The 19,738-nt window shown below is 64.2% G+C and carries 18 protein-coding genes; 13 read left to right on the top strand and 5 right to left on the bottom strand.

Going from position 1 to position 19,738, the window contains the following annotated elements:
- Position 1: 1 nt before the first annotated feature.
- The 7 genes from CN97_RS01210 to hflX all read left to right on the top strand — a co-directional run bounded on the left by CN97_RS01210 (position 2) and on the right by hflX (position 9,812).
- The gene (locus CN97_RS01210; RefSeq protein ID WP_035705924.1) at positions 2–1,366 is read left to right on the top strand and encodes a sigma-54-dependent Fis family transcriptional regulator; all 1,365 of its coding nucleotides are present in this window, start codon (positions 2–4) and stop codon (positions 1,364–1,366) included.
- Positions 1,367–1,459: 93 nt separating this feature from the next.
- The gene (locus CN97_RS01205) at positions 1,460–3,745 is read left to right on the top strand and encodes a sensor histidine kinase NtrY-like (RefSeq protein ID WP_035706873.1); all 2,286 of its coding nucleotides are present in this window, start codon (positions 1,460–1,462) and stop codon (positions 3,743–3,745) included.
- A gap of 14 nt (positions 3,746–3,759) precedes the next feature.
- The gene (gene ntrX / locus CN97_RS01200) at positions 3,760–5,175 is read left to right on the top strand and encodes a nitrogen assimilation response regulator NtrX (RefSeq protein WP_035705921.1); all 1,416 of its coding nucleotides are present in this window, start codon (positions 3,760–3,762) and stop codon (positions 5,173–5,175) included.
- A gap of 103 nt (positions 5,176–5,278) precedes the next feature.
- Positions 5,279–6,655: a Trk system potassium transporter TrkA gene (trkA, locus tag CN97_RS01195; protein ID WP_035705918.1), complete on the top strand. Its 1,377-nt coding sequence runs from the start codon at positions 5,279–5,281 to the stop codon at positions 6,653–6,655.
- Positions 6,655–8,169 (top strand): potassium transporter TrkG, encoded by a 1,515-nt coding sequence (locus CN97_RS01190; protein ID WP_035705915.1) that lies wholly within the window; start codon positions 6,655–6,657, stop codon positions 8,167–8,169. Before trkA ends, CN97_RS01190 begins: the two co-directional genes overlap by 1 nt.
- Before the next feature lie 111 nt (positions 8,170–8,280).
- The gene (gene hfq / locus CN97_RS01185) at positions 8,281–8,514 is read left to right on the top strand and encodes an RNA chaperone Hfq (protein WP_035705913.1); all 234 of its coding nucleotides are present in this window, start codon (positions 8,281–8,283) and stop codon (positions 8,512–8,514) included.
- The gene (gene hflX / locus CN97_RS01180) at positions 8,514–9,812 is read left to right on the top strand and encodes a GTPase HflX (protein WP_088217114.1); all 1,299 of its coding nucleotides are present in this window, start codon (positions 8,514–8,516) and stop codon (positions 9,810–9,812) included. The genes hfq and hflX overlap by 1 nt, the downstream gene beginning before the upstream one ends.
- Before the next feature lie 918 nt (positions 9,813–10,730).
- Here the strand turns inward: hflX and CN97_RS01175 are convergent.
- Positions 10,731–11,321, bottom strand: coding sequence for a histidine phosphotransferase family protein (locus CN97_RS01175; RefSeq protein ID WP_035705907.1), 591 nt, complete (start codon positions 11,319–11,321; stop codon positions 10,731–10,733).
- 38 nt (positions 11,322–11,359) lie between these two features.
- Between CN97_RS01175 and CN97_RS01170 the strand changes: the two genes are divergently transcribed.
- The 4 genes from CN97_RS01170 to CN97_RS01155 all read left to right on the top strand — a co-directional run bounded on the left by CN97_RS01170 (position 11,360) and on the right by CN97_RS01155 (position 13,961).
- The gene (locus CN97_RS01170) at positions 11,360–11,539 is read left to right on the top strand and encodes a DUF3553 domain-containing protein (protein WP_035705905.1); all 180 of its coding nucleotides are present in this window, start codon (positions 11,360–11,362) and stop codon (positions 11,537–11,539) included.
- A gap of 128 nt (positions 11,540–11,667) precedes the next feature.
- Positions 11,668–12,453: a GNAT family N-acetyltransferase gene (locus CN97_RS01165; protein ID WP_035705904.1), complete on the top strand. Its 786-nt coding sequence runs from the start codon at positions 11,668–11,670 to the stop codon at positions 12,451–12,453.
- Positions 12,450–13,277: a lysophospholipid acyltransferase family protein gene (locus tag CN97_RS01160; RefSeq protein ID WP_035705901.1), complete on the top strand. Its 828-nt coding sequence runs from the start codon at positions 12,450–12,452 to the stop codon at positions 13,275–13,277. The genes CN97_RS01165 and CN97_RS01160 overlap by 4 nt, the downstream gene beginning before the upstream one ends.
- Positions 13,278–13,334: 57 nt before the next feature.
- Complete coding sequence (locus tag CN97_RS01155; RefSeq protein ID WP_035705899.1) at positions 13,335–13,961, top strand: thiamine phosphate synthase; 627 nt, start codon at positions 13,335–13,337, stop codon at positions 13,959–13,961.
- Here CN97_RS01155 and CN97_RS01150 read toward each other — a convergent pair whose 3' ends face one another.
- The gene (locus CN97_RS01150) at positions 13,962–14,294 is read right to left on the bottom strand and encodes a TfoX/Sxy family protein (protein WP_035705896.1); all 333 of its coding nucleotides are present in this window, start codon (positions 14,292–14,294) and stop codon (positions 13,962–13,964) included.
- A gap of 63 nt (positions 14,295–14,357) precedes the next feature.
- Here CN97_RS01150 and CN97_RS01145 point away from each other — a divergent pair, with 63 nt between their 5' ends.
- Positions 14,358–15,083 (top strand): RNA methyltransferase, encoded by a 726-nt coding sequence (locus CN97_RS01145; RefSeq protein ID WP_035705892.1) that lies wholly within the window; start codon positions 14,358–14,360, stop codon positions 15,081–15,083.
- Between the two features lie 31 nt (positions 15,084–15,114).
- Here the strand turns inward: CN97_RS01145 and CN97_RS01140 are convergent, their stop codons facing one another.
- A complete protein-coding gene (locus CN97_RS01140; protein WP_035705889.1) occupies positions 15,115–16,485 on the bottom strand; it encodes an aspartate aminotransferase family protein in 1,371 nt (456 codons plus the stop codon).
- 281 nt (positions 16,486–16,766) lie between these two features.
- The gene (parE, locus tag CN97_RS01135; RefSeq protein WP_035706870.1) at positions 16,767–18,731 is read right to left on the bottom strand and encodes a DNA topoisomerase IV subunit B; all 1,965 of its coding nucleotides are present in this window, start codon (positions 18,729–18,731) and stop codon (positions 16,767–16,769) included.
- 144 nt (positions 18,732–18,875) lie between these two features.
- Between parE and CN97_RS01130 the strand changes: the two genes are divergently transcribed.
- Positions 18,876–19,406, top strand: a complete 531-nt coding sequence (locus CN97_RS01130) for a superoxide dismutase family protein (RefSeq protein ID WP_084683934.1) — start codon at positions 18,876–18,878, stop codon at positions 19,404–19,406.
- Here the strand turns inward: CN97_RS01130 and CN97_RS01125 are convergent.
- On the bottom strand, positions 19,403–19,618 hold the full coding sequence (locus tag CN97_RS01125) for a hypothetical protein (protein WP_035705886.1): 216 nt from the start codon (positions 19,616–19,618) through the stop codon (positions 19,403–19,405). The genes CN97_RS01130 and CN97_RS01125 overlap by 4 nt on opposite strands.
- Positions 19,619–19,738: the final 120 nt, after the last annotated feature.

Raw genomic sequence — 19,738 nt, 5'->3', positions numbered from 1 at the left:
CATGGATGGTACCGTTCTTGTCGCCGACGACGACCGCACGATCCGCACAGTCCTGACGCAGGCGTTGACGCGCGCGGGTTGCAAGGTCCACGCCACTTCCTCCCTCATGACGCTCATGCGCTGGGTGGAGGAGGGGAAGGGCGACCTGGTGATCTCCGATGTCATTATGCCTGACGGCAACGGGCTGGAGGCGCTGCCGAAGATCTCCAAGGAGCGCCCCGGCCTGCCGGTGATCGTCATCTCCGCCCAGAACACCATAATGACCGCGATCCAGGCGGCGGAGGCGGAGGCGTATGACTATCTGCCGAAACCCTTCGACCTGCCGGACCTGATGAAGCGGGCCGCGCGCGCGCTGGAAACCAAACGTCGCGCTCCCGCCCGCAAGGTGGAAGAGCGGGAGCAGTCGGACGATCTGCCGCTCGTCGGGCGGACGGCGGTGATGCAGGCGCTCTATCGGCTGGTGGCGCGCGTCATGAATACCGACCTGCCTGTGCTTATCACGGGCGAATCCGGCACGGGAAAATCCCTCATAGCCCGGGCGATCCACGATTTCTCCGACCGCCGGATGCTTCCCTTCGTCGTGGCGGGCGCGGCCGAACTCGGATCGCCGGAGGGACCTGCCTCCATTCTCGCCCGGGCGCGCGGCGGCTCGATCGTTTTCGATGAAGTGTCCGACTATGACGATGAGGCGCAGGGGCGGATCGTGCGGATGCTGGACAGTCTCGGTGAGAACGCCCCCCGCATCATGGCGACCAGCCAGGCGGACCTGATGCAGCGCATGGAATCCGGCGCCTTCCGGCAGGATCTCTATTATCGGCTGGGCGGTGTAACGATCAACGTGCCCGCGCTGCGCGAGCGGGTGGACGACATTCCTCTGCTCGCGGAACATTTCCTGAGCCGGGGAGAGCGGGATACCGGGGCGCTGCGCCGTTTCTCTCCCGACGCCATGGAGGTGATTCGCACCTATTCCTGGCCGGGTAACGTGCGGCAGCTCGAAAACACCATCCGGCGTCTTGTCGTCACCAGCACGGAAGAAGAGATCGCGCGGGCGGAGGTCGATGCCGTGCTCGGCAATCAGCCCTCCATGGAGCCGCTTCGTGCGGGTGGCGAAGGGGAGCGGCTCTCCGCCTCCGTGGGCAAGCATCTGAAGCGGTATTTCGACCTGCACGGCGGAACGCTCCCGCCGCCCGGGCTGTATCAGCGCATTCTGAAGGAAGTCGAAATCCCGCTGATCGAGATCGCGCTGGATGCAACTGCCGGAAATCAGGCGAAATGTGCCGACCTGTTGGGCATTAACCGCAATACCTTGCGCAAGAAGATCACCGACCTTGATATTCGCGTGACACGGAGGCGGAAGCTGATGTAAAACGGCAACATAATGTGGCCCGCCGGTTTCACGCCGGGAGAAGGCCACTCATGTTGGCGGATCCGCGAGAGCGGCGAATACCGAGGGGGAACCGTGCAACGCACGGCTCGTAGCAGCGCGTCCTGGGCGGCAAGGCTCGCCCATCTGCGTCGGCAGCGCCGGGTGCAGAACCTCGCCACTCTTGGATTGGTGATCCTTGGGCCTGTGCTGGCGTGGCTCACGCTTTTCGCGCTTGGGCCATTGGAGCAGGGCACGGGATCGACCGGGCTGCGGCTCGTCCTGCTGGCCGACCTCGTCTATACGCTCGTCGTGGCGGCGCTGGTCGCGCAGCGCGTGGCGCAGATGGTGGCGGCGCGGCGGGCCCATTCTGCCGGATCGCGGCTGCACCTGCGGCTCACCGGTGTTTTCGTCGTCGTGGCGCTGGTGCCGACCGTGCTGGTCGCGGTCTTTGCCATGCTGACCGTCAATGTCGGGCTGGAGGGGTGGTTCTCCGACCGGGTGCGGAACGTGCTTTCCACTTCTCTCGCTGCGGCCGAAGCCTATGAGGACGAGCATCGCCGCGACCTTGTGGAGGATGTGGAGGCGCTGGCGGGTTATCTGAACGATTTCCGCCGTCGCACGCTTCTTCCCTCCGACGGTACGCTCCGCGAGGTGCTGACCCAGGGCCAGGGCCAGATCCAGCGCGGCATCCGCGAAGCCTATGTCATCGACGGCGGCGGAGAACTGAAGGCGCGGGGCGAGCGATCCTATCTGTTTGATTACGAAAAGCCTGCCGCCGACCAGTTGCGCCGCGCGTCCGAAGGCGAAACGGTCGTCATCGAAGACTGGGACAACAACGAGTTCCGCACTCTGATCGCGCTCGATCAATATGTGGATCGCTATCTCTATGTGTCCCGGTCGGTGGACGGGCAGATCCTCAGCCTGCTTGACGACACGAAACAGACGGTCGGCCTCTACCAGCAGCTGGAACGCGACAGGGGGCGGCTGCTGTTCGAGTTCGGCCTGCTTTATGTAGGGTTCGCGGTCATCCTGCTGCTCGCTGCCATCTGGCTTGGCCTGTGGTTCGCGGAACGTCTGTCGCGGCCCGTCGGGCGGCTGGCCGGGGCTGCGCAGCGTGTCGGCAGCGGTGATCTCGACATTCACGTGCAGGAAGAGCCGGGCGACGACGAAATCGCCATGCTGGGCCGGGTGTTCAACCAGATGACCCGCCAGCTCAAGCTTCAGCGCGAGGCGCTTCTGGACGCCCACCGCGGCACCGAGGAGCAGCGGCGCCTTTTCGACTCCGTGCTCCGCTCTGTCACGCCGGGAGTGATCGGCATGGATGCCGACGGGCGGGTGCTGTTTCTGAACCGCTCGGGTCAGCGGCTTCTGGAGCTTTCCTCCGCCCCGGAGGGGCAGGAACTCGCCCTTTCCGTGCCCGAGTTCGGCACACTGCTGGACAGGTTGCAGCAGGGCGGCACGGAAACCGTGCAGGAGCAGATTCCCGTCAGCCGCTCCGGGCGCCTGTTTCAGCTCCTGGTCCGCATCGCGATCCGGCGGAACTCCGATGGTGCGCTCGAAGGATACGTGGTGGCCTTCGACGATGTTTCGGACCTCGTTTCCGCGCAGCGGATGGCGGCATGGGGCGATGTCGCCCGACGCATCGCGCATGAGATCAAGAACCCGCTCACCCCCATCCAGCTTTCGGCCGAGCGCATCCGTCGCCGTTTCGGACGGCAGATGGAGGGGGAGGATGCGGCCACGCTCACCCAATATACTGAAGTCATCATCCGGCAGACCGGAGACCTGCGGCGGATCGTGGATGAGTTCTCCAAATTCGCCCGCATGCCGGAGCCGGACCGGCGAGAGCAGGATCTGACGAAGATCGTGCGCGACGCGGTGGTGCTTCAGCAAAACGGTCAGCCCGACGTGTCCATTTCTGCAACGCTCCCGGATCATCCGGTGGCCATGGATGTGGATGCGACCATGCTTTCGCAGGCGCTGACCAATCTCATCAAGAACGCGGGCGAGGCCATCGAGACATTGGTGGAGGCAGGCGCGCCAGAGGGGTATCAGCCGGAAATCCGTGTCTCGCTGGAGGACACGGCGGAAGGCGCGGTCATCCGCATCGCCGATAACGGTGCAGGTCTGCCGGAGGACCGGAGCAGGCTCTTCGAGCCCTATGTGACCACGCGGGACAAGGGCACGGGGCTCGGCCTTCCCATCGTCAAGAAAATCGTCGAGGAGCATGGCGGCACGCTCGCCCTTCTTGACGCGCCGCCCTTCTCGGAGGGGGCGCATCGCGGCGCGCTGGCGGAAATCCGGCTGCCGCGGCTCGTACGGACGGACAGCGTCCGCAACACTCTCGTAAAAACCAAAGAACGGGCCGCAAACGGCTGAAAAGGGGTAGGACGATGGGCGACATACTTGTTGTGGACGACGAAAGGGACATCCGTGAACTCGTCGGCGATATCCTTCGGGATGATGGGTTCAGCGTTCGGCTCGCCTCCAACTCGGATGAATGCATGGCGGAGCTGAACCGGGAGGCGCCTGCGCTCATGATCCTCGACATCTGGCTGAAAGACAGCGGGATGGACGGGATCGACATTCTCAAGACCGTGAAGCGCAACAATCCCGACATTCCCGTCATCATCATCTCCGGTCATGGCAATATCGAGATCGCGGTGGCCGCGATCCGCCAGGGCGCCTACGACTTCATCGAGAAGCCCTTCAACATCGACCAGCTCATGGTGGTGGTGCAGCGCGGGATGGAGGCATCGCGCCTGCGACGGGAAAATGCGGATCTGCGGCGGAAGGAGGTGACGGGCGGTGAGATGCTTGGAAACTCCGCCGCCTTCCGGGGGCTGAAATCGCAACTCGACAAGGTGACGAAGTCGAACGGGCGCGTGATGCTGACGGGCCCCGCTGGCTGCGGCAAGGAAGCGGCAGCGCGTTTCATCCACACCGGTTCGAACCGCGCCTCGGCCCCGTTCGTCACGGTATCCTCCGCCGGGATCGAGCCGGAGCGCATGGAAGAGGTGCTTTTCGGCCGCGAGACGGAGCGGGGGGTGGAGACCGGGCTTCTCGAACAGGCCCATGGCGGCGTGATCTATTTCGACGAAGTGGCAGACATGCCGCTCGGAACGCAGTCAAAGATACTCCGTGTGCTGACGGAGCAGCAGTTCACCCGCGTCGGCGGCTCGGCGAAGGTGCGGGTCGATCTCCGCGTCATCTCCTCCACCACACGGAACCTGAAGGGTGAGATCGGGGCCGGGCGTTTCCGGCAAGAGCTTTTCGACCGCCTGAACGTGGTGCCGATCGTCGTCCCTTCTCTGGAGGAGCGGCGCGAGGATATTCCCGAACTCGCCGCCTATTTCCTGAGCCAGCTTCACAAGACGCAGGGCCTGCCGAACCGGCCGCTCTCGGAAGACGCCGCCGCACTGCTCCAGACGATGCCGTGGCCCGGTAACGTCCGGCAGCTCCGGAACGTGCTGGAGCGGATCCTCATTCTCTCCGAAGGTACCGGATTGATCGAGGCGCGCGAGGTGCCGTCGCGCAACGAGGGGCAGAGCGGCGAAGGACGTGTCACGCTCGCCGGCGCGTTGGCCACGCTGCCGCTTCGCGAGGCGCGGGAACTGTTCGAGCGGGAATATCTGCTGACCCAGATCAACCGGTTCGGCGGAAACATCAGCCGCACGGCCAACTTCGTGGGCATGGAGCGGTCGGCCTTGCACCGCAAGTTGAAGTCGCTCGGCGTCGTCAACACCAAGGGTGGCGGCCGTGGAGCGGATGAGGATGAGGACGAGGAAATCCTGAACGCGGCGGAATAGCCGCCCCACGCTTCGGAAACAGAAAGGGCCGGCAGCCGCTGCCCTGTTGACGGGCCTGGCAAGCTCTGCAACCTAGCCAATGGAATGAGCGGGAGCCAGCGCGATGAAGGTCATCATCTGCGGAGCCGGGCAGGTGGGCTGGCAGATCGCACGGCAACTTGCCGGCGAGCGCAACGACGTGACGGTCGTGGACAGCAACCCCCAGCTCATCGCACGCATTTCCGACACGCTGGAGGTGCGGGGGCTCGTGGGTTATGCAAGCTACCCCGACGTGCTGGACCGCGCGGGTGCGCGGGATGCCGACATGCTGATCGCCGCGACCCATTCGGACGAGGTGAACATGGTTGCCTGTCAGGTGGCGCATTCCGTGTTCAACGTGCCGCGCAGGATCGCCCGTATCCGGGCGCAGAGCTATCTCGACCCGGCCTATGCCGATCTCTACCGCCGGGATCAGTTGCCGATCGACGTGGTGATTTCACCCGAGCTGGAGGTCGCGGAAGCGGCGCTGCAGCGGATTGCCGCGCCATCCTCCTTCGACACGGAGAGCTTCTTCGGCGGCAAGGCCCAGCTTCTCGGTATCGCGATCAGCGAGGACTGCGCCGTACTGAACACGCCGCTCCGCCAGCTTTCCGACCTCTTTCCGACGCTCGGCACTATCATCGTGGGCGTCCGGCGAAAGGACCGGCTCTTCGCTCCGGAGGCGGAGGATCAGCTTTTCCCCGGCGATCAGGTCTACGCCTTCACCGATACCAAGGATGTGGACAGGACGCTGGAGGTTTTCGGCAAGGTTGTCGCGCCGCAGGAACGCATCGTGATCCTCGGCGGTGGCGCCGTGGGGCTGACGGTGGCGCGAAAGCTTGAGGCGGGTGCCCACCGGGTGCGGGTCCGCATCATCGAACGTGACCGTCAGAAGGCGGAGACAGCCGCCGACATGCTGCAACGGACAATCGTGCTGAACGGCGACGGGCTGGACGCGGAACTCATGCGGGAGGCGGGGGTGGACAAGGCCGACGCCATCGTCGCGGTGACCGATGATGACAAGACTAACCTTCTCGCCTGTGTCCGGGGAAAGGCGGAGGGCGCAAAGCTCGCCATAGCGCTCATCAACGATCCCACCATGGCGCAGCTCATGCCCGCGCTGAACATAGACGCCTATATCAACCCGCGCGCCACAACCGTTTCCTCTATCCTGCGCCACATCCGTCATGGGCGGGTACGGGCGCTCTACTCCATCGGCGATTCGGAAGCGGAGATCATTGAGGCGCAGGTGCTCTCCACTTCGCCCCTCGCAGGCAATACCATCCGGGAGATCGAGTTTCCGGAGGGGGTGCTGGTCGGCGGCATTCTGCGGGGCGGGCGTTACATCAAACCTGACAGCAAGACCCGGCTGGAGGAAGGGGACGTCATCGCAATCTTTGCGCTGACCCCGGACATCCCGCAGGTGGAGCGGCTGCTCCAGGTGTCGATCGATTTCTTCTGATGGAACGGTTGTTCGCGCTGCCGCTGTTCGTTCCGCTGACGGCTTTCGGTGGGCTGGCGATGTATGTGCCCGCCGCTCATGCGCTTGCATTTCGCCACCATGAGGTTGCGCGGGCGTTCTTCTATAGCGGCACGATGGTGCTGTTTGTCACGGGACTGATCGCGCTGGCCCTCTCCGGACGACGGTTCGGGACCGCGTCGCGGAGTCAGCTTCTCCAGCTTCTGCTGGCCTATACGGTCTTTCCGCTGATCCTCGCTCTGCCCTTCGTGGAGGGAGTGGGGAACACGAGTTTCGCGAGCGGCTGGTTTGAAATGGTGTCGAGCTTCACGACCACGGGCGCCACTCTCTACGACGCGGAGCGTCTGGGGCCGTCTCTGCATCTGTGGCGGGCAATGGTGGGCTGGATGGGTGGGTTCTTCGTCCTGGTCACGGCCTTTGCGGTGCTGGCGCCCATGAACCTCGGCGGGTTCGAGGTGATAAATCCCGGATCGGTAGGGTTTTCCGGCAGGCAGGGACCGGCCGGCATCGCTGTGGCCGACCTGCCGGAGCGGCTTTATCAGCATATCAGGCTGCTGCTCCCGGTTTATGTGGGGCTGACCGCAGCGCTCGGTCTGCTTCTGTCGGCAGCGGGGGATACGACGCTGGTCGCGATCTGCCACGCGATGTCCACACTCTCGACCAGCGGCATCAGTCCGCTCCCCGCCGGGACGGCCACCCCCTCCGGTCGTTGGGGAGAGGCGGCGATCCTGCTGTTCCTCCTTTTCGCCCTCTCCCGCCGGACGATGCCGTTGGGCCGGGCGGCACGCCAGTCCTTTCCCTTGTCGGCCGACCCGGAGTTCCGCCTCGGCGTCGCCGCTGTCATCGTTGTCCCTCTGGTTATCGTGGCTGTGCTTATCGCGGAGGCGATCAGGCGGGATGCGGTTCCGGGCTTGGGAGAGGTTCTTTCCGCCCTGTGGGGCGCTGTCTTTACCGGGTTGTCCTTCCTTACCACGACCGGGTTTCGCAGCGCGGACTGGTTTTCGGGGCCGCTCTGGCAGGGGATAACCGCACCCGGCCTGTTTCTCGTCGCGCTCTGCCTTGTCGGGGGTGGTGTTGCCACCACAGCCGGAGGCGTGAAGATCCTGCGGATCTACGCACTCTATCTCCATGGTCAGCGAGAGATGGAACGGATCCTGCATCCCCATTCGCTCGGTGGAGGGGGACCTTTCAAACGGCACCTGCGGCGGGACGGCGCGTTCGTCGCGTGGCTGTTCTTCATGCTCGTCGCGCTCTCGCTCGCCGGGATGGTCCTGATGCTGACGTTGACAGGTCTGGGGCTGGAGGAATCGATCATCTTCTCCATCGCCTCCATCACCACGACCGGACCTTTGCTGGGGACGAGCGCCCAGGCCCCTCTCAGCGTCGCGGCGGTGGATGGCTGGGCGCGGCTGGTGATGGCAGGGGGCATGGTGGCCGGCCGGATGGAAATCCTGGCGCTCATCGCGCTCGTCGCTCCGGGCACGTGGCGGCAATAGTCGGAAATTGGGGCTGGAATCTCCCCCCCGCCAGCCATCATAATCTTGTGAGGACGAGGGCCGGTTCCGCCGCAGGCCGCAAGACCAATAACAGAAAAACAGGGTTTACCCATGGCCGCCGATAAGCAGAACCTGCAGGACGCTTTCCTCAATCACGTCAGGAAGGCCAAGATCCCCGTGACGATTTTTCTGATCAACGGGGTAAAGCTGCAGGGCGTCATCACGTGGTTTGACAATTTCTGCGTGCTTCTGCGCCGGGACGGTCAATCGCAGCTCGTGTACAAACACGCGATTTCCACGATCATGCCCGGCCAGCCGATCAGCCTGTATGAGGGCGAAGACTGATTTCCGACGAGCAATCCACCCACAGCGCGCCCACGCGCGCCTATGTGGTTCATCCCGATATCAAGGGTGCCGCCAGCGGCCGTGATGGCGGTGAGCGTCTCCCAGAGCACAGGCTTGCGGAGGCCGTGGCCCTCGCCGCGGCCCTGCCGGGTCTTGAGGTCATCGGCGCGGACGTTGTCCGGCTGCCCAAGGTGGCGCCGGGCAAGCTCTTCGGCTCCGGCAAGGTGGAGGAGCTGGCTGAGCTGTTCAAGGCGCAGGAGATCGGCCTTGTCCTCATAGACGGGCCGGTTACGCCAGTGCAGCAGCGTAATCTTGAGAAGGCCTGGGGCGTGAAGCTCCTGGACCGAACGGGGCTGATTCTCGAAATCTTTGCCGACCGGGCCCGTACGCGGGAAGGAGTATTGCAGGTCGAACTCGCCGCGCTCTCCTATCAGCGGACCCGTCTGGTACGAGCCTGGACCCACCTCGAGCGGCAACGCGGCGGGCTGGGGTTCGTCGGGGGGCCGGGGGAAACTCAGATCGAGGCCGACCGCCGCGCCATCGACGAAGCCGTCACCCGCATTCGCCGCCAGCTTGCCAAGGTTGTGAAGACGCGCGAACTCCACAGGGCTGCGCGCCGCAAGGTGCCTTACCCCATCGTGGCACTCGTAGGTTATACGAACGCCGGAAAGTCCACCCTGTTCAACAGGATGACGGGCGCTGAGGTGCTGGCGAAGGACATGCTTTTCGCTACGTTGGACCCGACGATGCGGGGGGTCACTCTGCCATCCGGAAGGGAGGTGATCCTTTCCGATACGGTCGGTTTCATCTCCGATCTGCCGACGCAGCTCGTCGCGGCTTTCCGCGCGACGCTGGAAGAGGTGCTGGAAGCCGACCTGATCCTGCATGTCCGCGATATTTCTCACCCCGAAACGGAGGCGCAAAAGGCCGATGTCGAGGGGATTCTCGCGGAGCTGGGCGTGCGGGAGGAGACGCCGATGCTGGAGGTCTGGAACAAGATCGACCAGCTTTTGCCAGAACAGCGGGAGGTGGTGGAGGTGCTCGCCGCGCGCACCCCGAATGTCTTCGTCGCTTCCGCATTGACTGGCGAGGGACTTGGTCCGCTGCTTGCGGCCGTCTCTGAACGGTTGAGCGAGGAGCGGACGGTGCGGGATCTGGTGCTGCCCTTCGAGGATGGCCGTCGCCGCGCCTGGCTTCATGAACAGAACGTAGTGGAAAGCGAGGCACCGGGCGAGGAGGGCTGGCACATCACCGTTCTCTGGACAGCCCGACAGCGCGCCCAGTATGACGCCCTATGACAGACGAGCTTGCGCCCTCCGCGTTCCAGCTTTGGCGGATACTCCCATTGCCATATCTTGTGTCGATCGAACGGGGCGGCCAAGGCCTCGCCGCGGAGGAAGACCGCCCCGATCCACTAGTTGCAGAGTCGCCGCTAATCGACTGACGGATGGCGCTTTCGCACTCGGCGTGACGAAACGGCAACAAGAAGCCGGTTGAATGCGAGGCAGGATCGCCACGCAGATCTGCGGATGAATTGCCAACGCCGGTCCCGCAGAGAGCAGGTGCCAGTGACTGTCAGGCATGAACCGGCTTGGTAGACAGCGCCCCATACAAGCTCAGCTCCATCCTGACACGCGTGGTGTGCGAAGGCGGCCCTCATCGCGGTTTCTCGTAACGGGAGCGAAGGTGTTGACGGGTTCCGTTCTGGCTTCCGGCTTCTGGCAATCTGCAAGCTGCCCCGCCTGTTGAGCAACTTTTGTTGCGCTGGCAGGTCGCGTCAGCGTGCATCCGATTGCAAAATCCACAGGTACCGGTCGGTGAAAACACGGTAGTCAAACCTGTCCTGCCTGGGTCGCCGGGTTGGCCTGGCAGCGGCGACGCGATCTTCTCCCAGTGCTGGCCTCTTCATCCGCCGCCGTTTACAAGCCCGTCTGCTCACCAGGGTAGCCGATGCCTCACCCTCCGACGAATTTGAAGATATGTGGCGACGCTCCGGCATAGGCCGACGCAGCCAGAATTCCCGCCAGGACAGCAGCCCTCAGTCCGCGCCGATCATCCGGCGCGCATTCGCCGGTGGCAGAGATGGAACCTCTCAAGTCCGTCGGGTAGAGCCGCACCACTCCCACTCCTGCTACCGGTACAGGATAATTGACCCCTCGCTTCCGAAAGCGGTCTACCCGGTGCCCTCGGAAGGTAGGATGCATGCGGCGCTTCAGCTAGAAGCGGATTTCCAGACGTTCCCCAATATCCACGCTGATATGCCGCTGCTGCCGGGCAGCCTCCAGAGGGGCAAGCAGGAACTGAACCTGCGCGGCGCTTATTTCCGTGGTCTGTCCCAGCTTCCGAAGACAGGCCCAGTGGCTCTCCTCTACCCGCATCCGTTCCCCTTCCGCAGTCAGCAGCCATTCACTGCCCTTGCGCACCTCGATACGTCCGCCGCGCGGCAGGGCAGTTTCCAGGCATTGCAGGAGGAGCAGGGCAAGCTTCACCTCCTGCCTGGATGTGCTTGTCGCCTGCCAGTCGACCTGCAGGCGGCCGTGGCCCCACAGCCCCTCCAGGATCTCCCGCAATTCGCCGGGGGCGACGCTCTGCTCCGCGCCCGCCATGCCGTAGGCAAGGCGGAAGAACCGGATCCGCGCATTCGCGTGGGCCACACTGTCCCCGATGAGCGACATTTCCTCCCCCGCGGGATCGCCGGTCATGCGAAGAAGCTCAAGCCCATTGCCGATGGCGCCCAGCGGACTGATAAGATCGTGGCAGATGCGCGAGCCGATCAGCGCGCCAATGTCGGGGGTGTCATGGGTCATGGTCTTTCCAATCGGCTGTGGGGGCCTCGATGAGCGGTATGGCAAGCCTTCTGGAGCCGGGCATGCTCGTCCGTCATCCGAATGCCCCGGAGTGGGGTCTGGGACAAGTGCAGTCGAATATCGGCGGCCGCGTCACCGTCAACTTCGAACATGCGGGCAAGGTGGTCATCGACGCGTCCCGTGTGGATCTCGTTCCCGTCTTCGACGGGGGGCACTGACGTCACTCTTCCCGATCTCCGTTAAGAAACGGTTACCGGATCGTGATTTGCAGACGAGCGGCTGCTTCCCTGGACTTGTCACCTTGGGGGGCAGGCCATAGACAGTCATGAACAGGACGGAGACGCCCATGCAAAACGCGCCTCTCGCCAGGACGGGATCACAATTCTCCGTCCGTCTGGCCAGTACGCCGCAGGATATTCGGGACGCGCAGCGGCTCCGATATGAAGTGTTCGTTGCGGAACTGGGTGCGACAGGGACACTGGTCGATCATGAGGAACGACTGGAATGCGACCGCTACGACCCATTCTGTGACCACCTTCTCCTTCTCGACGAGGCGAAGGGGCGTGTTGCGGCGGTCTATCGATTGCTGCCGGGGGAGCGGGCGGAGCTTGCGGGCGGATTCTACACACAGAACGAATACGATCTCGTCCCCCTTCTTGGCTCCGGGCGGAAGCTTCTGGAGCTGGGCAGGTCCTGTGTTCATGCGGATTATCGCGGAAGCGCCGCGATGTTCGTCATGTGGAGCGCGCTTGCGGACTATGTCATGGAGCGCGGCATCGAAATTCTCTTCGGGACAGCCAGTTTCCACGGGACAGATGTCGAGGCCCTCGCGCTTCCGCTCTCATGGCTCCATGCCCATCACCTTGCACCGGAAACCCTCCGCGTGCAGGCATGGGGCGCCCCGGCACAGCCGATGGACCTGATCCCGGTCACACCGGATGACAAGAACCGCGCGCTTGCCGCGATGCCGCCTCTCATACGCGCCTACCTCCGGCTGGGCGGGGTTGTGGGTGAGGGCGCATGGCGGGATGCGGCCTTCAATACGACGGATGTCTGCCTCATTGTCGACACCACACATATGTCTGCACAGCATCGCGGCTACTATACACGCGGCCGGGGAGTGCCTGCGTGAGTCGAACCTGGCAGCCTGAAGAACCGCCGCCCGCGCTCAACCGTCCTGACATGCGGGGATGGATCAGGGTGATCTGTCGTGCGGTACCTATGGTGGCCATCACCTTCCCGGCGCTCTTGTTCATCCTGATGGTGCGGTTCGTGGAGCGCCCGCTCGCACGGGGGGGGAGGCCTGTGACCGCGCGGATCAAGCAGTTCATCTGCCGTATCGATCTGGCGTTGCTGGGTATTTCCTTCAGCCGCCGCGGACAGCCCATGACGAGCGCGGGCATTCTGGTTGCCAATCATTCTTCCTGGCTCGACATCCTCGTGCTGGGCGCAAGCGCGCCGGTGACATTCGTCTCCAAGGACGACGTCTCGGGCTGGCCCGGCATCGGCCTGCTCGCGCGGGGAACGGGAACCATGTTCATCACCCGCGATCCGAAGCTGGCCGTTCAACAGCGCGATGAGCTGGCGCATCGGCTGGCGGAGGGTGAGTTGATGCTGTTCTTCCCCGAAGGCACCAGTTCCGACGGGCGGCGGATCCTGCCCTTCAAACCCGCGCTCTTCGAATCGCTTTTTCTCCCCGGCCTGCGTGAGAAATTGCAGGTTCAGCCCGTTTCGGTTCGTTACCACGCGCCGGAGGGTGAGGATCCGCGCTTTCACGCCTGGTTCGGCAATATGGATTTTGGCCCGCATGCATTGAATGTTCTGGCTGCTCCACGCGGCGGGGCGGTGGAGGTGATCCTGCATCCCCCAGTCCGGGTACGCGATTTCGACGGGCGGAAGAGCATAGCGGCCTGGAGCGAAACAGCCGTCCGTGATGGCTCCCGCCAGCGGGCGTGAGGTGCTGGCAAAGAGCGGCGATCCCGGCTATAGCGGCTCACGTTTCAGGAGCCCGCGATGCAAGACCAAGATCAGGACCGCCCGCAGCTTTACCTCGTGACACCGCCGGACTTCGAGGTGGAAACCTTCGGTCCGCGGCTTGCCGCCGTGCTGGACGGGGCGGAGGTCGCCTGTCTGCGCCTGGCTCTCGTCTCGCGCGACGAGGACCGTGTGGCCCGGGCGGCCGATGCCCTGCGCGAGATCGCACATCAGCGGGATGTCGCCCTGGTGGTGGATCGGCATGTGGGATTGGTGGAGCGGCTGGGGCTTGATGGGGTACACCTGACCGACGGCGCGCGCGGCGTGCGTAAAGCGCGCGAGACGCTTGGCGCGGATGCCATCGTGGGCGCTTTCTGCGGTGCGTCCCGGCATGATGGCATGACGGCGGGAGAAACCGGGGCGGATTACGTCGCCTTCGGTCCGGTCACGGCGGGTGGTCTTGGCGATGGCACTGTGGCCGAACAAGAGCTTTTCGCCTGGTGGTCGGAGATGATCGAAGTTCCGATCGTGGCGGAGGGCGGTCTGACGGTCGATCTGGTTCGCGATCTCTCCGCGGTGACCGACTTCTTCGCGGTGGGAGAGGAAATCTGGCGGGAAGAGGATGCGCTGGCAGCTCTTCGCCGTCTGCTGGCGCCGCTCGGCTGACTATTTCGGCGGCAGGCTGTCCGTGAAGCTGACGGCCCGCGTCAGGAGACTGCCGCGGATCTCGTCATCACCAGCCGCCTCATCCGCGAGCAGGACGATACCGCCGAGCGCGCGCATCCTGCCCATCTGAAATGGCGATACGCCGGGAAGGGTCAGCGCCGTCGGCTCCGCCGCCTTGCCGATACGGTAGAAGATACCGCGCGAGATCAGCCCTGCCACCATGTTGCCCTGCCGGAAGAAGGCAAGCCCGCCGAACATCCGCCGCTCGCCGAAATGGCCGAAGGGGTCCATGTCCTCGCGCAGCAACTCCTCCAGCCCCGCTTCCCACGCCATGCGCTATCCTTGCCATTCATGCATGCGAAGCGTATCAGGCCGGGTCCCCGAACGGAAAGGCCGATGACAGAAGCTCGCCCCGCATTCATCCTCGTGCGCCCGCAGATGGGTGAAAACATCGGCGCCGCCGCGCGCGCGATGCTGAACTTCGGCCTGGACCATATGCGCCTTGTCGCACCACGGGATGGCTGGCCCAATCCCAAGGCCGTCGCAATGGCGAGTGGCGCGGGACGGGTGCTGGACAGTGCCGCCGTTTATGAAACGGTTGAGGCGGCAATCGCCGACTGCACCCATGTCTATGCCACCACGGCGCGGAGCCGCGAACTCACCAAACCTGTGCTGACACCGGAGCAGGCAATGGCCGAGGCACGCGCGATCACGGCGGCAGGCGGGCGGGTCGGGGTTCTTTTCGGTCCGGAGCGGGCAGGGCTGGAAAATGCCGATGTCGTCCATGCCAACGCGATCATCACCGTGCCGGTCAACCCGGAGTTTCCCTCGCTGAACCTCGCGCAATGCGCGCTGCTGACAGGTTATGAATGGGCGCGGCACGGAGAGGCCCCACCGCTGCGCGAGGCGATGGGCGAACGTGCGACATCCGGTGATGTGGCGCGGCTCGGGGAACATTTCGAGGAACGCCTGGACGCGGCGGGCTTCTTTTTTCCGGCAGACAAGGCCGCGCATATGCGGATGAACCTGCGCAACATGCTTTCCCGCCTGCCGTTGACACGAGCGGATGTGCAGACCTTCCACGGAATGCTGCGCCAGTTCGGGCGCAAGATGGGCGGATAGGAGCGCGCCGCGACGGCACGCTCCTTCTTCGTCAGCCCTTCAGCTCGGCCGCGGTTTCGTCCAGCGACTTGGAAAAGCGGGCGATCATCTCATCCACCTGCGCCTCGGTGATGATGAGCGGCGGGCAGAAGCAGATGGTGTCGCCGATGGCGCGGTTGATGAGGCCGTTCTCGGCGCTCTTGCGGGTGTAGATCGCGCCCGCCTTGCCCACCGGATCGAACTTTGCCTTGGTCGCTTTGTCGGTGACCAGCTCCACGCCAGCGATCAGACCTACGCCACGCACCTCGCCGACCAACGGGTGATCCGCGAACTCCCGAAGGCGCTTCTGCATATAGGCGCCGACCTTTTCCGCATTGGCGACAAGACCGCGTTCCTCGATGATTTTCAGGTTCTCGATGGCCACCGCCATGGCGACGGGATGGCCCGAGGCGGTGTAGCCATGCCCGAAAGCGCCGTTCTTCTGCGAGCCGTCCGCGATGGCCTGATAGACAGCATCGGTCAGCAGGATAGCCGCCAGCGGCTGGTAGGAGGAGGTGATCTGTTTGGACAGCACGAGGAAGTCGGGCGTGATCCCGTAGTACTCGCAGGCGAAGGTCTTGCCGGAGCGGCCAAAGCCCATGATGACCTCATCGGCCACCAGCAGGATGTCATACTTCTTCAGAACTTTCTGGACCTTGTCCCAGTAGCCCTTCGGCGGAACCAGAACGCCGCCCGCACCGATCACCGGCTCGCCGATGAAGGCGGCAACCGTCTCCGGGCCTTCCGCGAGGATCATGTCCTCGATCTCCTGCGCCAGCCGGTCGGAGAACTGCTCCTCCGTCTCGCCTTCTTCGCCGAAACGGTAGAAGTGGGGGGTGGTCACATGCTTCATCTGCGGCAGCGGCAGGTCGAAGTCCTTGTGGTTGATCGGCAGCCCGGTGAGCGAGGCGGAGGCCACGGTGATCCCGTGGTAGCCGTTCTTGCGCCCGATGATCTTCTTCTTCTCCGGCCGGCCCAGCACGTTGTTGTAGTACCAGATCATCTTGACGACGGTGTCGTTCGCCTCGGACCCGGAGTTGGTGTAAAACACCCGCGTCAGGTGCTCCGGTGTCATCTTCACCAGCATTTCAGCCAGGTCGATGGCCGGCTCGTGCGACTTGGACGAGAAGATGTGGTAATAGGGCAGGGTGGACATCTGCCGGTGCGCCGCCTCCACCAGACGTTTCTCGCCAAAGCCGACGGCGACGGACCACAGTCCGGCCAGCGCCTCGATATATTCCTTGCCCGCGTCGTCGTAGACATGGATCCCATCGCCGCGTGAAATCACCATCGGGCCATTCTGCTCGTGCATCCGGGCGTTGGTGTTCGGATGAAGGAGGTATTTGACATCGCGCGCGGCGAGAGAATTCGGAAGCGTGTCCATGATGCGGAACCCTGTCTTATGACTCACCCGCGCCGGTTGGCGTGGGCTCGGCGCGAAGCGTAACGATTTCCAAACGCCCTTGCACCCCCCGAAGCTTGACGGAGGGTGCGAAAGCGGCATTCCATGTCGGGAATCCGCCCGGACTGCTGTCGCTCTGGGCCATTTGCTTCGGCAGAGGCAACGGGAGAAGACGGGGCATGAGCGCCCGGCCGTCCCGAACAGCGCAGGGAACTCCGCGCGTCATTCAAGTCGGACGCCTTCTGCGGGCAGCGGAGCCGGTTTCAGACGTCGAGCTCTTCCACGAAGCGCGCGTTTTCCTGAATGTACTGGAAGCGCATCTCAGGACGTTTGCCCATCAGCCGCTCCACGAGATCGCCGGTTTCCCCCGGTTCGTCCTCGTCGATGGAGACGCGGATGAGCTTGCGCGTGGCCGGGTTCATCGTCGTGTCCTTCAGATCCTTGGCGTCCATCTCACCCAGACCCTTGAAGCGCTGCACGTCGATCTTGCCCTTGCCGCCCAGCCCCTTGACGAGCATCCGCTCCTTCTCCGCATCATCGGCCACGTAGATGCGGTTCGCGCCCTGTGTCAGCCGGTAGAGCGGCGGGCAGGCGAGGTAGAGGTGCCCCTGGTCGATCAGCGGGCGCATATGTGTGAAGAAGAACGTCATCAGCAGCGAGGCGATATGCGCGCCGTCAACATCGGCATCGGTCATGATGATGATCTTGTCGTAGCGCAATTCGTCGACACGGAACTTCGTGCCCATGCCGGAGCCGAGGGCCTGGCAGAGATCGTTGATCTCCTGGTTCTGAGCCAGCTTGCCCGATGCCGCGCCCAGCACGTTCAGGATCTTGCCCCGGAGCGGCAGAAGCGCCTGCATCGTGCGGTCTCGCGCCATCTTGGCGGAGCCGCCCGCGCTGTCGCCTTCGACGATGAACAGTTCCGTGCCCTCGCGGTTCGCGGCGGAGCAGTCGACCAGCTTGCCGGGAAGCCGGAGCCGCTTGGTCGCGGATTTGCGCGCCGTCTCCTTTTCGGAACGGCGGCGGATCCGTTCCTCCGCCTTCAGGACGAGATAGTCGAGAATGGCACCCGCCGTCTTGGTATCCGCGGCGAGCCAGTTGTCGAAATGGTCGCGCACCCCCCCTTCGACCAGCCGCGCTGCCTCTACCGTCGCCAGGCGATCCTTTGTCTGGCCGACGAATTCCGGGTCGCGGATGAAGCAGGACACCAGCGCCACGCCGCCCGATTGCAGATCCTCCCGCTGGATCTGCTGCGCCTTGCGGTTGCCCGCCAGCTCTCCATAGGAACGGATGCCTTTCAGAACCGCGGCCCAGAAACCCTGCTCATGCGTGCCGCCCTCCGGCGTGGGGACAGTGTTGCAGTAGGACTGGATGGCCCCATCCCGCGCGGGAGACCAATTGATAGCCCATTCCACCGAACCGGGAACGCCGAACTTCTCCTGAAACCCGACCTTGCCCGCAAAGGGGCGGTCGGCATAAGTGGCGGTTCCGGACAACTGCTCCGTCAGATAATCCGCAAGGCCACCCGGGAAATGGAAGGTCGCCTCCGTCGGGGTCTCGCCATCGTCGATCGCTGTCTTCCAGCGGATCTCGACGCCCGAGAACAGATAGGCCTTGGAGCGCGCCATCCGGAAGAGCCGCGCCGGTTTGAAACGCTGGTGGCCGAAAATCTCCGCATCCGCATGGAAGATGACCGTGGTGCCACGCCGGTTCGGGGCAGGGCCTACCTTCGCCACCGGGCCGAGCGGCTTGCCGCGCGAAAACTCCTGCGCGTAGAGTTCGCGGTTCCGCGCGACTTCCACCCGCATCCGGTCCGACAACGCATTGACGACGGAAGAACCGACCCCGTTCAATCCGCCCGAGGTCTGATAGGCCTTGCCGGAGAATTTCCCCCCCGCATGCAGCGTGCAGAGGATGACCTCCAGCGCGGATTTGCCGGGAAACTTCGGATGCGGATCGACGGGGATCCCACGGCCGTTATCCCGGATGACGACGGTATGATCCTCCATCAACTCCATCTCGATCCGGTTGGCGTGACCGGCGACGGCCTCGTCCATCGCATTGTCGAGGATCTCGGCCACCATGTGATGCAGCGCCCGCTCATCCGTGCCGCCGATATACATGCCGGGGCGTTTCCGGACGGGTTCCAGCCCTTCCAGCACCTCAATGGAAGAGGCGTCATAGCTTTGCGACACACTGTCGCCGGAGAGGAGATCTTCGGGAGGCATCAGGCTCATCTGGTAGGTGAGGGGTTCGTGGACAGTAGAACATGTGTGGAGAGCGGGAACAAGCCCGCCGCCGTTCGCGCCGATACCCTGCGCCGCAGGAACGGTCACGCGTCTCGGGGCGTTCTGCTGGAAAGGGAGAAGATCATGAACAGAACTCTTGCGACGGGCCTGACCTTCGCGGCACTCGCGTTTTCAGGTGCGGTGGCGGCCCAGACGGCAGCGCCTTCACAACCGGCGGGCAGTGGTGAAACCGCCACCGCCGCTTTCGTGGATGGCGAAGGCAATTCCACCGGGGAGGCCCAGCTGCGTCAAACACCGGCGGGCGTGCTGATCCAGCTGAATGTGACGGGCCTGCCCGCGGATCATTGGGTAGCGTTTCACATCCACGAGACCGGCACCTGCGATGCGGCGACCCATCACGAAAGCGCTGGCGGCCATTTCAACCCGACCGGGGCGAGCCATGGCTATCTGGCGGACGGCGGCCCGCATGCCGGTGACATGCCCAACCAGATGACCCGCGCGGACGGGAGGCTTGAGGCGGAGGTCCTTAATCCGTCTGTCACCCTCGCGTCGATCGTTGGCCGATCGCTCATGATTCACGCCGGGCAGGATGATTACAGAAGCCAGCCTTCGGGTGCGGCGGGTGACAGGCTCGCCTGCGCGCCGATCCGCTAACGGAGAAGAATGCCCGCCACGACCAGCGCGAGGCCGAGGGCGGAGAGACCGAGCGCGGCAAAATTGAGAAGCATGGCCTTGCGCAGCCGGGCCTGCATCTCCGTGTCGGTCAGCCCGCCCTTGCGGGCAGACATCGCTTGGCCGATGCACAGCGCCAGGCCCGCGACTCCGGCGAGCGTCATCACCGCGCCGATCCAGATCAGTGCTTCCATGTCATCCTCCCGGCGCAGCCTGCCTCGGCCCTAAAGCAGCTGGCAGTCTTCCGCAAGCGCGCGTCGCCGGGGCCTTGCGTGAAGAGGAGACAGCGCGCTAGGAGGTTCTCCAAAAGGAGA

Source organism: Haematobacter massiliensis (assembly GCF_000740795.1).
GTDB classification, from domain to species: domain Bacteria; phylum Pseudomonadota; class Alphaproteobacteria; order Rhodobacterales; family Rhodobacteraceae; genus Haematobacter; species Haematobacter massiliensis.
This window is presented reverse-complemented; position numbering and strand designations above follow the sequence as displayed.